This is a genomic window from Neorhizobium sp. 05N33 (assembly GCF_056397445.1).
Window position 1 is genome coordinate 779,015 of record NZ_JBFTNK010000002.1, and the last position, 14,332, is coordinate 793,346.

The 14,332-nt window shown below is 63.7% G+C and carries 12 protein-coding genes; 8 read left to right on the plus strand and 4 right to left on the minus strand.

Features of this window, described 5'->3' with window-relative positions; translation table 11 throughout:
* The first annotated feature begins 54 nt into the window (after window positions 1-54).
* The 6 genes from infB to AC1DLT_RS08315 all read left to right on the plus strand — a co-directional run bounded on the left by infB (window position 55) and on the right by AC1DLT_RS08315 (window position 7,879).
* Window positions 55-2,868, plus strand: coding sequence for a translation initiation factor IF-2 (gene infB / locus AC1DLT_RS08290; RefSeq protein WP_477486427.1), 2,814 nt, complete (start codon window positions 55-57; stop codon window positions 2,866-2,868).
* Between the two features lie 327 nt (window positions 2,869-3,195).
* Window positions 3,196-3,954, plus strand: coding sequence for a 2-dehydro-3-deoxy-D-gluconate 5-dehydrogenase KduD (kduD, locus tag AC1DLT_RS08295; RefSeq protein ID WP_477486428.1), 759 nt, complete (start codon window positions 3,196-3,198; stop codon window positions 3,952-3,954).
* 316 nt (window positions 3,955-4,270) lie between these two features.
* On the plus strand, window positions 4,271-5,344 hold the full coding sequence (gene exbB, locus AC1DLT_RS08300) for a tonB-system energizer ExbB (RefSeq protein ID WP_477486497.1): 1,074 nt from the start codon (window positions 4,271-4,273) through the stop codon (window positions 5,342-5,344).
* Between the two features lies 1 nt (window position 5,345).
* On the plus strand, window positions 5,346-5,852 hold the full coding sequence (gene exbD, locus AC1DLT_RS08305) for a TonB system transport protein ExbD (RefSeq protein ID WP_477486429.1): 507 nt from the start codon (window positions 5,346-5,348) through the stop codon (window positions 5,850-5,852).
* Window positions 5,849-6,838 (plus strand): cell envelope integrity protein TolA, encoded by a 990-nt coding sequence (gene tolA / locus AC1DLT_RS08310; protein ID WP_477486430.1) that lies wholly within the window; start codon window positions 5,849-5,851, stop codon window positions 6,836-6,838. Before exbD ends, tolA begins: the two co-directional genes overlap by 4 nt.
* 51 nt (window positions 6,839-6,889) lie before the next feature.
* Window positions 6,890-7,879 carry an Ldh family oxidoreductase gene (locus AC1DLT_RS08315; RefSeq protein WP_477486431.1) on the plus strand — a complete coding sequence of 330 codons (990 nt, stop codon included), beginning with the start codon at window positions 6,890-6,892 and terminating at the stop codon, window positions 7,877-7,879.
* On the opposite strand, the gene AC1DLT_RS08320 is transcribed toward AC1DLT_RS08315, so the two are convergent.
* From AC1DLT_RS08320 to AC1DLT_RS08335, 4 genes are all read right to left on the minus strand, one after another.
* On the minus strand, window positions 7,876-9,261 hold the full coding sequence (locus AC1DLT_RS08320) for an ABC transporter permease (protein WP_477486432.1): 1,386 nt from the start codon (window positions 9,259-9,261) through the stop codon (window positions 7,876-7,878). The genes AC1DLT_RS08315 and AC1DLT_RS08320 overlap by 4 nt on opposite strands.
* A complete protein-coding gene (locus tag AC1DLT_RS08325) occupies window positions 9,258-9,947 on the minus strand; it encodes an ABC transporter ATP-binding protein (protein ID WP_477486433.1) in 690 nt (229 codons plus the stop codon). Before AC1DLT_RS08325 ends, AC1DLT_RS08320 begins: the two co-directional genes overlap by 4 nt.
* 2 nt (window positions 9,948-9,949) lie before the next feature.
* Entirely contained in the window at window positions 9,950-10,417 is a 468-nt protein-coding gene (locus tag AC1DLT_RS08330) for a hypothetical protein (protein WP_247038189.1), read from the minus strand.
* Window positions 10,418-10,498: 81 nt separating this feature from the next.
* Window positions 10,499-12,250: an alkaline phosphatase gene (locus tag AC1DLT_RS08335; protein WP_038547865.1), complete on the minus strand. Its 1,752-nt coding sequence runs from the start codon at window positions 12,248-12,250 to the stop codon at window positions 10,499-10,501.
* Between the two features lie 483 nt (window positions 12,251-12,733).
* Here AC1DLT_RS08335 and AC1DLT_RS08340 point away from each other — a divergent pair, with 483 nt between their 5' ends.
* Both AC1DLT_RS08340 and AC1DLT_RS08345 read left to right on the plus strand, forming a co-directional pair.
* Complete coding sequence (locus AC1DLT_RS08340; RefSeq protein ID WP_247038185.1) at window positions 12,734-13,357, plus strand: ribonuclease D; 624 nt, start codon at window positions 12,734-12,736, stop codon at window positions 13,355-13,357.
* A gap of 15 nt (window positions 13,358-13,372) precedes the next feature.
* Complete coding sequence (locus AC1DLT_RS08345; protein WP_477486434.1) at window positions 13,373-14,233, plus strand: DUF817 domain-containing protein; 861 nt, start codon at window positions 13,373-13,375, stop codon at window positions 14,231-14,233.
* The last annotated feature ends 99 nt before the right edge of the window (window positions 14,234-14,332 follow it).

The following is a 14,332-nucleotide window of genomic DNA, read 5'->3' on the forward strand; positions in this document are numbered from 1 at the left end:
AACGACGGGTTCTGATGGCTTCCATCCGTTCCTGTCCGAAGGAACAGGAACGGAATGACCGATAGCAAAGACGATAAGACACTCGGCGTAAAGAAGACCCTTACACTGAAGCCATCTGGGATGAGCCAGGGTACCGTCCGCCAGGACATGGGTCGCGGCCGCACCAAGGCCGTCGTCGTCGAGACAGTCAAGCGGCGGCCAACCCGGCCGCTGGACGAAAAGCCGGTAATCACGCCCGCAGCCCCGGCGCCCGCGCCGCGAGTGGTAGAGGCTGTCGCGCAGCCGGCCGCTCCCCAGCGCCCGCCGCAGCCGCAGGCGGCTGCTCCCGCGCCGCGCGTCCACCAGCCGGGTTCGCAGAACCAGCGGCCGCAACAGCCGCAGCATGGCCAGCGCCCGCCGCAATCCAATCAGTCGCAGCGCCCGCAGCAGTCCAGCCAGCCGCCGCGTCCGCAATCCAGCCAGCCGCAGCGTCCGCAGCAGCGTCAGGGCGGCGCCGTCCTGCACGACCTTTCCGCCGGCGAGATGGAAGCCCGTCGCCGTGCGCTGATGGAAGCGCAGGCGCGCGAGGTCATCGAGGCCAAGCAGCGCGCCGAAGACGAGGCACGTCGCCAGGTCGAGGAAGAACGTCGCAGAATAGAGGAAGCCGCCGAGGCTGCCCGCCGCGCTGCCGAACCCAAGGTCGAACCGGTCGAGGCTCCTGCCCCGGCCGAGACGCCTGCACCCGCGGTTGCCGAAAAGCCGGCCGAGCGCGCTGCTGGAGCCGCTACCGCCCGTCCGGGCGAAACACGTCCGCAGGCTCCGCGGCCCGCAGCACCCGGCGCCGCACCTGCGGCACTGCCGGTTGCCGGTCGCCGCAAGGGCGCTGACGAAGAAGATGAGGATCGCGGCCCGCCGCGTGGCGCACCCGGCCGTGGCCGTGTACCGGTCGCCGCTCCCGCCAAGGTTCCTGCCCGCCCGAAGACCGAAGACGAACGCCGCCGGGGCAAGCTGACGGTGACCACGGTCAGCACGGACGACGACGGCAATGCCCGTGGTCGTTCGATGGCCGCCACCCGCCGCCGGCAGGAGAAGTTCCGCCGCAGCCAGATGCAGGAAACGCGCGAAAAGGTCATGCGCGAAGTCATCCTGCCTGAAACCATCACCATTCAGGAACTGTCGCAGCGCATGTCCGAACGCGCCGTCGACGTCATCAAGTACCTGATGAAGGAAGGCCAAATGATGAAGCCGGGCGACGTCATCGACGCCGACCTCGCCGAAATCATCGCCGGCGAATTCGGCCATACCGTCAAGCGCGTTTCCGAATCCGACGTCGAAGAAGGCATCTTCAACGTTGCCGACGACGAAGGCGAAATGGTTTCGCGACCGCCGGTCGTCACCATCATGGGTCACGTCGACCACGGCAAGACCTCGCTGCTCGACGCCATCCGCCATGCCAACGTGGTCTCCGGCGAAGCCGGCGGCATCACCCAGCATATCGGCGCCTATCAGGTGGAACAGAACGGCCAGAAGATCACCTTCATCGATACCCCCGGCCACGCCGCCTTCACGGCCATGCGTGCCCGTGGTGCGCAGGCGACGGATATCGCAATCCTGGTGGTTGCAGCCGACGACAGCGTGATGCCGCAGACGATCGAATCCATCGCCCATGCCAAGGCAGCGGGTGTTCCGATCATCGTGGCGATCAACAAGATCGACAAGCACGAAGCCAACCCGGACAAGGTTCGCCAGCAGCTTCTGCAGCACGAAGTGTTCGTGGAATCGCTCGGCGGTGAAGTGCTCGACGTCGAAGTGTCGGCCAAGAACAAGGTCAATCTCGACAAGCTGCTCGAAGCCATCCTGCTGCAGGCCGAAATCCTCGACCTCAAGGCCGATCCGAGCCGTACCGCCGAAGGCATCGTCATCGAAGCCCAGCTCGACCGTGGCCGCGGCGCGGTTGCGACCGTGCTCGTCCAGAAGGGCACGCTGAAGCCGGGCCAGATCATCGTCGCCGGCGATCAGTGGGGCCGTGTACGCGCGCTCGTCAACGACAAGGGCGACCATGTGAAGGAAGCCGGTCCGGCCATGCCGGTCGAGGTGCTCGGTCTTTCCGCCACTCCGGCCGCCGGCGACAGGTTCGCCGTGGTCGAGAGCGAAAGCCGTGCCCGCGAGATTTCCGAATATCGCCAGCGGCTTGCCCGCGACAAGGCGGCTGCCCGCCAGTCCGGCCAGCGCGGTTCGCTCGAACAGATGATGAGCCAGCTCCAGAATACCGGCTTGAAGGAATTCCCGCTGGTCATCAAGGGTGACGTGCAGGGTTCGATCGAAGCGATCATCGGCGCACTGGACAAGCTCGGCACCGACGAAGTGCGTGCCCGCATCGTTCATTCGGGTGCCGGCGGCATCACCGAATCGGATATCTCGCTTGCCGAGGCATCCAATGCGGCGATCATCGGCTTCAATGTCCGCGCCAACCCGCAGGCACGAACCGCCGCCGAACGCGAAGGTCTCGAAATCCGCTACTACAACATCATCTACGATCTGGTGGATGATGTGAAGCAGGCGATGTCGGGCCTTCTCTCTCCGGAACGCCGCGAAACCTTCATCGGCAATGCCGAGATCCTGGAAGTGTTCAACATCACCAAGGTCGGCAAGGTCGCCGGTTGCCGTGTCGTCGAGGGCAAGGTCGAGCGTGGAGCGGGCGTCCGCCTTATCCGCGACAACGTCGTTGTCCACGAAGGCAAGCTCAAGACGCTCAAGCGCTTCAAGGACGAAGTCAGCGAAGTGCCGATGGGCCAGGAATGCGGCATGGCGTTCGAGAATTACGAAGACATGCGCGCAGGCGACGTCATCGAATGCTTCCGCGTGGAGCATATCACGCGCTCGCTGTGACCTCCGGCGAACAGCCCGAACAATTAAAGGAGCCGCCCGTGACCTTCACGGGCGGCTCCTGGCATTTTGGGTATTCGGTTTCTCGTGAGGAACTGGCTGCGACGAGGCCCCAAACAAATTCATACTCTTTGTTCGCGGCTTGATCCGCCGCCCGTGGCGCATCCATTGGAGCGCCATGAGTCCGGATGGACGCATAAAAGATGTCAATCCATCTTCCCCCGTCGAGGCCCGGCCTCGATATGGCAAAAATTTTCAGCTTCAACCCGAGAGCTCGCGACGGTAAGCATCTACCCTATATCCGCATTTCCAGTTTCCGAGGAGGACAACATGCCGATTTCATTCGACCTGACGGGCAAGACGGCGATCGTTACCGGCGCCAATACGGGCCTTGGCCAGGCGATATCCGTGGCGCTGGCGCAGGCCGGCGCTGACGTGGCGCTGGTCGGACGCTCCTCCATGGCCGAGACGGAAGCCGCAGTCAGCGCGGCGGGTGGGCGCAGTCTGTCGATCCAGGCGGACCTTTCGACGCTCGAGCCGGTTGATCGGGTCATCAGCGAAACGGTCGCATGGACGGGGCGTGCCGATATCCTCGTCAACAATGCCGGGATCATCCGCCGGGCCGATGCGATCGATTTCACCGAGGCCGACTGGGACGCGGTGATGGACGTCAACCTGAAGACCGTGTTCTTCCTCTCCCAGGCGTTTGCACGCCGGCTGATCACCGAGGGCAAGGGCGGCAAGATCGTCAACATCGCCTCGCTGCTCTCCTTCCAGGGCGGCATCCGCATCCCTTCCTATACCGCCTCGAAGAGCGGTCTCGCCGGCCTGACCCGGTTGCTCGCCTGCGAATGGGCTGGCAAGGGCATCAACGTCAACGCCATTGCGCCGGGTTATTTCTCGACCAACAATACCGAGGCACTGCGTAACGACCCGGACCGCAACGCGGCAATCCTCAGCCGTATTCCGGCCGGACACTGGGGCCAGCCGGAAGAGCTCGGCGGAGCCGCCGTATTCCTCGCCTCGCCGGCCTCCGACTATATCCATGGCATCGTGCTGCCGGTCGACGGCGGCTGGCTGGCGCGGTAGGCGTCCGTCAGCCAATTTTCCGGCACAGGGAATGCCGATCCAGCGCAAATGGGGTAATGATCCCGTCCCGCATTAATGTGATCGGCATTCTCAAGATTTATTAGTTGCCATTTCTACTCATGTTTATTATCCGGTAGCTGCAACATCGCGAACCCGGCGGCAGTGGCCGGCGGCGTTCGGATGCCCGTTTCCGTCATCGTCGACCTGGCGCTCCGGCGCTGTCCGCGATGACGAACAGTCCGGAGTATCGCCTGCCATGACCGCTGCCCTGAAGCCCGCCTTTTCGATGCGCCAACCGATGAGGAGCCGGTTTTCGATGGCTCTCGCGGCACTGGCAATGACGGCTTCGACGGTGATGGCACAGACGCCTGCTCCGGATGCGTCAACGCAAGCGCCGCCGCCACCGCAGGCGACCTCGCCTTCTGGTGCACACCCGACGCAGGCGGCTCCCGCTCCTGCCGTGCAGGCAGCGCCTACAACCTCCCGCACGGTGCCGAATGAGCCGGCAGCTTCCGCCTCGCAACCCGCCGTTCCGACGGGAGCACCGGCGAGCAATGCTGCCCAGCCAACGCCTGCCAGCCCGCCACAGACCCCGGCCCAGCCGCCGGCGGCGCGCCAGCCGATCGACATGTTCACCCAGTTCCTGGAGCCTGGACGGCGTTCGGACCTGCCGCACAACCTTTCGCCCTGGGGCATGTTCATGGCGGCCGACTGGGTCGTCAAAAGCGTGATGATCGGGCTCGCATTCGCGTCGCTGATCACCTGGACCGTCTGGCTCGCCAAGACGCTGGAGCTTGCGGGCGCCCGCACCCGCGCCGCTCGGACGCTGAAGGTCATCCGCACCTCCCGCACGCTTTCGGAGGCCGTCGGCGCCGCTGGCGGCCGCGGCGGTCCGGCCGCGCTGATGCTGCGATCCGCGGCAGAAGAAATGCAGCTTTCAGAAGCGGTCCTCGACCATGCCCATGGCGACGGCGTGAAGGAGCGGGTCGGCTCGGCGCTTTCCCGCATCGAAGCCTATGCGGGCCGGCGCATGTCGCGCGGCACCGGCGCGCTCGCGACCATCGGTTCGACGGCTCCGTTCGTCGGCCTGTTCGGCACCGTCTGGGGTATCATGAACGCCTTCATCGGCATTTCGGAATCGCAGACCACCAACCTCGCCGTCGTCGCGCCCGGCATTGCCGAAGCGCTGCTGGCGACGGCGATCGGCCTCGTCGCGGCCATTCCGGCGGTTGTCATCTACAACGTCTTTGCCCGTTCGATCACCGGCTACCGGCAGCTGCTGGCGGATGCCGCGGCGGGTGTGGAACGGCTGGTGAGCCGCGACCTCGATTTCCGCAAGGTTCCTCCGGGCGGCCGCAAGGCGCCAGTCTCGCTGGTGGCAGGAGGCTGACATGGCCGGCGGCATCCGCGAACAGCACAGCGACGAGCTTTCCGAGAACCACGAGATCAACGTGACGCCGTTCATCGACGTCATGCTGGTGCTGCTGATCATCTTCATGGTGGCGGCGCCGCTGGCGACCGTGGACGTCAATGTCGATCTTCCTGCCTCGACCGCCAAGCCGGCGGAGCGGCCGGACGAGCCGCTCTACCTGACGGTCAAGGAAGACCTGAGCCTCAATATCGGCAATGACGCGGTGGCGCGCGAGCAGCTTGCCGCGACCCTCGACCGGGTGACGGAGGGCAAGAAGGACACCCGCGTGTTCCTGCGCGCCGACAAGGCGGTCGACTACGGCCAGTTCATGGAGGTCATGAACCTGCTGCGCGATTCCGGCTACCTCAAGATCGCGCTGGTCGGGCTTGAAACGCTGCCGGCACCGGCGGCGCCAGCCGGGACGATGCCCGCTGGAAATGCTCCTGCGGCCGCACCCGCCGTCCCGGCAACGGGAGGCAATCCATGAGCCTCGTCGTCTCGCAGACAGGTCCGGGCGGACGCGTCGGCGAGCTGGCGCTGTGGGGCGCTGCCGGACTGCTGATGCTGACGGTGCATTTCGCCGCCGCGGCCTATCTGATGCGCGAACAACCGGAAGTGCCCGCCGACAACGCACCGCCGGCGGCGATCATGATCGAGCTCGCGCCGGAGCCGGAAGCCGCCAATACCGAGGAAGAGCAGATTTCTCCTGACATGCAGGAGCAGGAACAGGTGGTGAGCGAGCAGACGGAGCCGGTCGAGGAACCGCAGCCGGAGCCCGTTACCGAACCCGTCGAGCAGCCGGTCGAACCGTCGCCGCAGGAGGTCGCCGAGCCGGTCGAGCCTGAACCGGTGCAGCCGCCCGTGGTGGAACCGCCGCCGGAGCCAGAACCCCAGGTTACCGAAACCATCCCCGAGCCGCCACCGGAGCCGATCGAGGAGATCAAGCCGATCGAGGAACAGATGACGGCGGCGCTGGAAAATGTCGAAGTGCCGTTGCCCGCGATGCGGCCTCTGCCGCCGCCGGTCGCGGAAAAGCCGCCGGAACAGCCGAAAAAGCCGGAGCCCAAAAAGGAGCCGGTGAAGAAGGTCGAGAAGCCGAAGCAACAGCAACAGCAGGCCCGGCCCGACATGGCCGAGGCGAAGATCCAGGCCAAACAATCGGACCGCACGGCCGCCAGCCAGAATTCCACGAGCCTCTTCTCTTCGTCGGTCTCCCCGCAGCAGTGGATGACGCGCGTGAGAACGAAGATCGCTCGCTACGCCCGTAAATGCCCGGGCAACGGAACCGGCATCGTTACGGTCCGCTTCAGCTTTGACGGCAGCGGCAACATCGGCAATGTCTCGGTCGCTGGGTCGTCGGGCAACGCGTCTATCGATGACTATGTCGCATCGGCTGTCCGACGTGCTTCGCCCATCCCGGCACCGCCTTCCGGTGTTGCAAGTTCGCTCAGCCAGCCGGTAAAGTGCGAATAACCGCCTGATTTCCTCGCGGCGTTCGTCCCCGAACCAATCTGGATCTCCAGCATGCACATCACTCTCCCAGAAGCCGAAACGCTTGTTCAGAGCGTTTTCGAAGCCAATGGCGTTCTTGCCGATACGGCCCGATCCGTCGCCCATGCGCTCGTGCATGCGGAAGCTGCCGGACAGTACGGTCATGGCCTGCGCCGCGTTCCCGCTTATATCGGCCAAGCCCGCTCCGGCAAGGTCGACGGCAAGGCCAAAGCTTTAGCTTCCCGGCCGCGTCCGGCCGTGCTTGTCGTCGATGCGGCGCTCGGTTACGCCTATCCGGCCTTCGATATCGCAGTCGCCGAGCTTCCGAAAATCGCCCGGGAACAAGGCATCGCGCTCGGCGCCATCCATCGCTCCCACCATGCGGGCGTCATGGCGCTGACCGTGGAGCGGTTTGCGGAGAAAGGTCTTGTGGCGCTGATGTTTGCCAATGCGCCGGCCTCCATGGCCGCCTGGGGCGGCAGGAAGCGGCTGTTCGGCACCAACCCGATCGCCTTTGCGACGCCGATTGCCGGCGAGGATCCGCTGGTCATCGATCTCGCACTTTCGACCGTCGCCGCCGGCAAGATCATGGCGGCGCGCCAGAAGGGCGAGAGCATTCCGGAAGGCTGGGCCTTCGATGCCAACGGCAAGCCGACCACCGATCCGCACGAGGCCCACAAGGGTCTGATGGCGCCCTCAGGCGGTGCCAAGGGTGCGGCGCTGGCGCTGATGGTGGAGATCCTGTCGGCCGGCCTGACCGGATCGAACTTCTCCTACGAGGCAAGCTCGTTCATGGACGAGAAAGGTTCGCCGCCCTCGGTCGGTCAGACGCTTATTGTCATCGACCCTTCCGCAAGCACGGCCTCGGCTGCAGAGCGGATCGCCGAACTTGCCCACGAGATGGCCTCCGAAGAGGGCGTTCGCCTGCCCGGCCGGCGCGGCCAGAACGCACGCCGGAAGGCGATCGAGCAGGGGCTCGATGTCGAGGACGAGGTGATTTCGGCGATTAGCGCGCTGACCTAGGCCCGCAGCGCTGCCGCCGGCGACTGGCGATAGGCGAGAATGGCCGGCACGGCGGACAAGACCGCCGATGCGGCGAGCAGGATCAGCGCCATGCGCCAATCTTCGCTGGTAAAGCCGACCGGCAGGATGATGCCGCTCTTGACGGTGAAGGCGTTGGCGATCAGCCGGGCAGCGGCGAGGCCGGTCAGGAAGCCGAGGCCGATGCCGAGCGCGACCAGCAGGAAGAGCTCAAACCAGACGATTGCGAAAACCGACAGCCGCGGCGCGCCAAAAGCCCGCAGCCCGCCGATCTGGCGCCGCCGCTGGCCGATATGGGTGACGGTGACCAGGACCAGGGCTGCCGCCACCAGGCCCTGCGATCCGGCGGCCACGGCGCTCAGCACCATCTTGGCATCGCCGAGCGTGGCATAGAGGCTGGTCAGCACTTCGCCGGGGAAAACCGCAAGGGTGTTGCCGTTGCGGTATTCCTGGCGGAGCTTATAGGCATCGGCAATCGTCTTCGGCTTTACGAGGACTGCCGGAAGGCCCGGCGCATCGGCTGTGAAATTTTCATCGATCGCCGCATCCGCATCGATTGAACCGTGATGATCGTGATCCTCGTCGGCATGCTCATCGTGACCGCCTAAAGCAATCGCCTCGCCTTCGTGCTGATGGTCCCCGGCGTGTTCGCGCGCCGCTTCCAGTGGCGTATGGCCATGCTCATCCGTGGCGGCCGCAGCCTGCGTTACCTGCGCCGCTCTGTCTTCGTGGTGCTCTTCTTCCTCATGCCTATGATCGTGGCCGAGGCCGTGGACGTGCCAGACTGCCTGGATCGGCACCAGAATGGCACGATCCCAAGGCGTCCCCGTTGGCGGCAGCTTGCCGGTGACGTGATATACGACGCCCGCATGGGTCTCACCGCCCATCGCCGCCGTGCCGTGCATGGGCTTGATTTCGGCACCGACCGGCAGCTTCACTGCCGCCCCGACCACCGCCTCGCCCTCTTTCTCGAACATGCGACCCGAGGCAAAACCGGACACGGTACTGCCGATCAGCGCGCGGGTGGTGCCGACCAAAGGATAGCCGGCAAAGGAATCGCCGAAGCCGACCGGCGCCACCCAGGCGACGCGCGGATCCTTCGAGAGTTTTGCCAGCACGTCGCCCGGCATCAGCGGCAGCGGCGCCGGTTGCAGGAAGATCGAGGAGAGCACGAGCTGGGTTTCGCTGCCGGCCGCGCCGATCACCAGGTCGAACTTGTCGGCGGCGCGGGCGCTGCCGAGCCGCAGGGCGCGTTCCTGCAGCGTGACGGTGACGCCGAGAGCGGTGGCGAGCGCAACCAGCAGCACAACGACCACAGCGCCAAGCCAGAGGCGGCGCAGATCGGCGGCAATGAAGCGGATCATGCCGCGACCTCTTCGCGAAAACTGTCGGAAACGATGCGGCCGGCGCTAAGCGTGATGCGGCGATCGAGCCGGTCGATCAGGCGCTGGTCATGGGAAACGACGATCAGAGTGCTTCCGGTTTCGCCGGCCATATCCAGAAGCAGCCGGCCGACTGTCTCGCCGGCCTCGACATCAAGGCTCGCGGTCGGTTCGTCGGCAACGATCACGCCCGGTTTGCGTAACACCGCGCGAGCGATCGCCACGCGCTGCATTTCGCCGCGCGACATGGTCTCGATCTTCTGGCCCGGGCGGGAAAGGCCTACGCTTTTGAGGAGATCGTGGGCGCGGGCGATCAGCGCCGCATCGGCGACCCGCGCCAGCCGCGCCGGCAGAAGCACGTTCTCGACTGCCGAGAGGCCGGGAAAAAGATGGAAATCCTGCATCACGAGGCCGACATGTTCTGCCCGCCAGCGGTCGCGCGCGGTCTCGGAAAGCCGGGCGATATCCTCGCCGCTCCAGACGACCTTTCCGGAGGTGGGGCGCTCAAGCCCGGTGATCACATTGATGAAGGTGCTCTTGCCGGAACCGGAGCCGCCGGTGACGGCAACGCGCTCGCCGGCTGCGATCGTCAGAAAATCGACCTGCAAAACCGGGCTGTTCAGACCGGGGAATGACATGGCCAGATTGTCTATGCGCAAGGAAAGCATGTTCACGCGCCCTGATATGCAGCGTCGCGGATCCTCAGGAGGCTGACAAATCCGGTATCGGGATCTCTCCAGGAGCCGACCTCAAGGGTGCCGCGCACCTCGATCGTTTCGTTCGCCTGGGTGAATGTCTGCTTGCGGTGGAGGTAGATGACGACGATGTTATCGGGCCAGTCCGCATCTGAGGAGCAGAAGGGGCAAAGCGCCATCGGCACTTCGGTCAGCACGAAGAAAGCCGCTTCCGCTTTCAGCGGCGGCGCCATGAACCCGCGGATCGCCACTTCGCGGCCCGCCAGCTTCTTCACCTTGTCGGAAAATTCCAGGCCGAGAACGCTGTACTTGCCATAGAGTTCGTTAAAACCGAGGTCATCGGCAGCGGCGGCGGAACGGGCTGCCGCAAGCAGCGGAGCTGCGGCGGCGGCCAGGCCGAGCACGGAGCGGCGGCTGAAACCCTTTGAAAAGAGCTTTTCCATGAAACCCTCCTGAAACGCTATTCCCGGCCGCGTTTCGGCCGGGAGCGTTGTTCTACCACGGGTGCGGCGGGGCGTCAGACCTTAGTTGGTCTGCTTGGTGCCGAGCGCGAAAGTATCGGCGAGCACCTTGTAGATGTCGCTTTCTTCCATATAGCCCTTGAAGCCTTCCGAACCGGGGCCGGACGACTGCAGGACGACGTCGTCGACGGAGTGAACGCCGCTGTCGCTGCTCTTCGGGAGATTGCCCTGAACGAAGACCGCGCCAGGCACGTTCTTGTATTGCTCATTGGCAACGTATTCCTTCTTCTCGTTCTGGATCGCCGGAACGAACGGGCCATCCATTTTCGGGCGGAAGGTTTCGTAGTGGTCCGGGCCGTTGGTGGCGGCAAGGAACAGCCGGCGCGAAACGTCGATCTTGTCCGGATAACCGTCGCCGTTTTCGTCCTTGTAGTTGGGGAAGCCGGCTTCGGCATAGGTGCCGACCTTTTCGCGCATCTCGGTGCCCGGCTTGTCGTCGTCAACCGTGCCGATGATCGAAACGCCATGGGTGTGGTCGCCGGTGACAACGATCAGCGTGTCGGGATGGGTCTTCTGGAATTCGCGGGCAACCGCGATCGCTTGGTCGAATTCGATGGTTTCGATGACGGCACGGTCCCAGTCGAGCGGATGGGACATCTTGTCGATCGAGGATCCTTCGACCATCAGGAAGAAACCATCCTGATCCTTGGAAAGACGATCGAGGGCGACCTTGGTCATGGCGACCAGACCCGGCTGGTTCGGATACTTTTCGACGGTTCCCTTCTTCAGGAATTCGCGGTCAAGCGTGACGTCCATGTTGCCAGGATGGAAGAGGCCGAGCAGCAACCCATTGGCGTTTGCGCCGGCTGCAAGTTCGTTCTTGTCGGTGGCCAGCGTGTAGCCGGCATCCTTGAAGAGCTTGACATAATCCTTGTCGTCCTTGCGCTTCGAGCCGGCAGTCGCCTGCGGCAGGAAATACGCAGAACCGCCGCCGAGCACCACGTCCGGCTTGACGCCTAGCAGCATGCCGACGACATCGGCCTTGTCGTTGCGGTTACGGGTGTGGGAGACGACGGCGGCAGGCGTCGCGTCCTCGATTTCGGAGGTGGCGACGATACCGATCGACTTGCCGGTCTGGCGGCGAAGTGCTTCAGCAATCGTTTCGACCTTAGGGTCGTCCAGCGAGTCCGGCGTGCGGTCGGCATAAACGCCGATCGCGTTCACGGCGGTCTTGTGACCGGTCATGTAGGCCGACATCGTGTTGGCCGAGTCGGTGTCGACAGCGTTGGTCGCCGAGGTGCCGACGAAGGCCATATGGTCGAGGTCGTCCATGGCGAGACGGCCGTTGGCCTTGCCTTCGGTCATGCCCTTGGACATGATGCGGGCAGCTGTGCGATGCGCGACCGAAAGGCCATCGCCGAGCATGAAGATGATATTCTTGGCCTTCGGGGCAGAACCCGTGCCGTAGACATTCCAGGTGACGGTCTTGGTCTCGGAACCGGCCGAAATCTCGACCTTGTAATCGCCGGCGGTGGCGATGGTCAGGCCGCGCAGGATGACGGCAGAACCGAGGATCTTGTCCTTGTTCTTTTCTTCCGCGACGAACTGGACTTCCTTGCCGAGAACAGTCTTGTAATCCTGGCCGTTGACGGTGATCTTGACGTCCTCCGGCTTTACGACGGAGTTGAACTCGACCTTGAAATCGAAGGGGGAGCCGCTGAGGATCGTGGCGCGATCCAGCGGATAAACGGTGGCAGCCTGGGCGGCGCCGGCGAGCGCGGTCGAAACGACCAGAGCGGCAAAAATCTTGCGCATAGTAACCTCACGAAAAGTTCAAAGGGAAGGCGAGGTTTCGTATATCGGCGGTGCGTGACACCTACGTGACGCCAATCACAGATCGCGGCACCTCGGCTGTCGTAAGGCAAAAGCAATGTTTTGAAGGAAATCCTGCTCCAGAAACGGAAAAAGCCTGGCGCGGGAGGAGGGTGCGCCAGGCTTTAAACTTGATCGACAACTGGGAGGAGGAGGATGTTGTCGATCCGTATCAGGCAACACTGGGAGGAGGAGTGCGTCGCCCGATGACCAAACATATAGGCTAATCGTTTAAGCAGGCCAAGCCACTTGGTTGCAATGCAGCAATGCATTAGCTGCAAGGCTGAGCAAATGCCCGCGCAGGATTCGGTCGCGTAATGAAACACATTTGACCGCTGGCGGTGCGGCCTTCCCAAGATCACCCATATCCCTGGCGAAAAACGTGGTTTATAGCGAATCTTTGCAGACAGGCAGACGGAGACGGACATGGCAGAGATCAGGTATCATGAAGGCGATATTCCGGCGGTCGCTGCAGCCCGATATACCGGGGCGATCGCCATCGATACGGAAACGCTCGGCCTCGTGCCCCGTCGTGACCGGCTTTGCGTCGTGCAGCTTTCGCCGGGCGACGGTTCGGCAGACGTGATCCGCATCGCGGCCGGCCAGAACGAAGCTCCCAATCTCGTCGCCATGCTCGCCGATCCGTCGCGCCAGAAGATCTTCCATTACGGCCGCTTCGACATCGCCGTGCTCTTCCATACGTTCGGCGTGACCACGACGCCGGTGTTCTGCACCAAGATCGCCTCGCGGCTGACCCGCACCTACACGGACCGGCACGGGCTCAAGGACAATCTCAAGGAAATGCTCGACGTCGACGTTTCCAAGGCGCAGCAGCAATCCGACTGGGCAGCCGAGGTGCTTTCGCCGGCGCAACTCGAATATGCGGCCTCCGACGTGCTCCACCTGCATGCGCTGCGCGACAAGCTGACCTACCGCCTGGTGCGCGACAAGCGCGCCGAACTGGCCCAGGCCTGTTTCGAATTCCTGCCGACGCGGGCGAAGCTGGACCTGCTGGGTTGGGAAGAGGCCGATATCTTCGCCCATAGCTGATAGGCCGACCGGCGGATGGATCAAGGCTATCGCGAACGACCGGCGGCACACGAGACCGGGCCTTACCTCGAGCCGCTGCGACTTGTTATTCGCGCCGCACTCGCGCCGCTTCCATGGTGGCTTTCAGAATTCATCCTGTTCGGCCTGAAACAGGCCTGGGCCTGCCTGTTCGCGGCGATGATGCTGGCGCTGCTGCTCATCACCAAAGTCATCTGGCAACCCGGTTGGCCGGTCCATCGCTACGATTTCCTGTTCCTCGCCGCCCTGACGGTCCAGATCTTGTTCCTGCGCTTCAAGATGGAAAGCTGGGAGGAAGCCCGGGTCATCCTCGTCTACCACGTCACGGGAACCGTGATGGAGATATTCAAGGTCCATATGGGGTCATGGGCCTATCCGGAAACATCGCTTCTCCAGATCGGCGGCATGCCGTTGTTTTCCGGCTTCATGTATGCGGCAGTCGGCTCCTTCATGGCCCGCACGATCCGCATCTTCGACATGCGCTTCAGCCATTATCCGCCAATTTGGCAGACAGGGCTTCTGGCGATCGCCATTTATGCCAATTTCTTCAGCCATCATTTTCTGCCGGACATCCGCTATCTTCTGTTTGCGGCGACCGTGATCGTGTTCCGGCGGGTGAACATCCATTTCACCACCGACCGGACGACTTTGCGGATGCCGCTGGTGCTTGCCGCATTTCTTTCCTCGGCCTGCCTCTGGCTTGCGGAGAATATCGGAACGCTGACGGGCACCTGGATCTATCCGACACAGAAGACCTGGCACATAGTATCGTTCGGCAAGCTTGGATCCTGGTACCTGCTTCTCTACGTGAGTTTTGTGCTGGTGACGCTGGTGGTGAAGCCGCGGCCGCCCGAATAGATAAAGGGTGACATAAGTTCTAGCCACCCGGTAACGTCTCGTTAACCCTTCAAATCTAGTTTTGCTTGGCGGTGCACCTTTCGACGAGACCGGATTTCG

Excerpts from the sequence above, each read along its gene's own strand:
- AC1DLT_RS08335 (WP_038547865.1), bottom strand. The coding sequence starts at position 12,250 with ATGCGCAAGATTTTTGCCGCTCTGGTCGTTTCGACCGCGCTCGCCGGC.
- AC1DLT_RS08330 (WP_247038189.1), bottom strand. The coding sequence starts at position 10,417 with ATGGAAAAGCTCTTTTCAAAGGGTTTCAGCCGCCGCTCCGTGCTCGGC.
- AC1DLT_RS08315 (WP_477486431.1), top strand. The coding sequence starts at position 6,890 with ATGCACATCACTCTCCCAGAAGCCGAAACGCTTGTTCAGAGCGTTTTC.
- AC1DLT_RS08320 (WP_477486432.1), bottom strand. The coding sequence starts at position 9,261 with ATGATCCGCTTCATTGCCGCCGATCTGCGCCGCCTCTGGCTTGGCGCT.
- infB (WP_477486427.1), top strand. The coding sequence starts at position 55 with ATGACCGATAGCAAAGACGATAAGACACTCGGCGTAAAGAAGACCCTT.
- exbB (WP_477486497.1), top strand. The coding sequence starts at position 4,271 with ATGGCTCTCGCGGCACTGGCAATGACGGCTTCGACGGTGATGGCACAG.
- AC1DLT_RS08325 (WP_477486433.1), bottom strand. The coding sequence starts at position 9,947 with ATGCTTTCCTTGCGCATAGACAATCTGGCCATGTCATTCCCCGGTCTG.
- kduD (WP_477486428.1), top strand. The coding sequence starts at position 3,196 with ATGCCGATTTCATTCGACCTGACGGGCAAGACGGCGATCGTTACCGGC.
- tolA (WP_477486430.1), top strand. The coding sequence starts at position 5,849 with ATGAGCCTCGTCGTCTCGCAGACAGGTCCGGGCGGACGCGTCGGCGAG.
- AC1DLT_RS08345 (WP_477486434.1), top strand. The coding sequence starts at position 13,373 with ATGGATCAAGGCTATCGCGAACGACCGGCGGCACACGAGACCGGGCCT.
- exbD (WP_477486429.1), top strand. The coding sequence starts at position 5,346 with ATGGCCGGCGGCATCCGCGAACAGCACAGCGACGAGCTTTCCGAGAAC.
- AC1DLT_RS08340 (WP_247038185.1), top strand. The coding sequence starts at position 12,734 with ATGGCAGAGATCAGGTATCATGAAGGCGATATTCCGGCGGTCGCTGCA.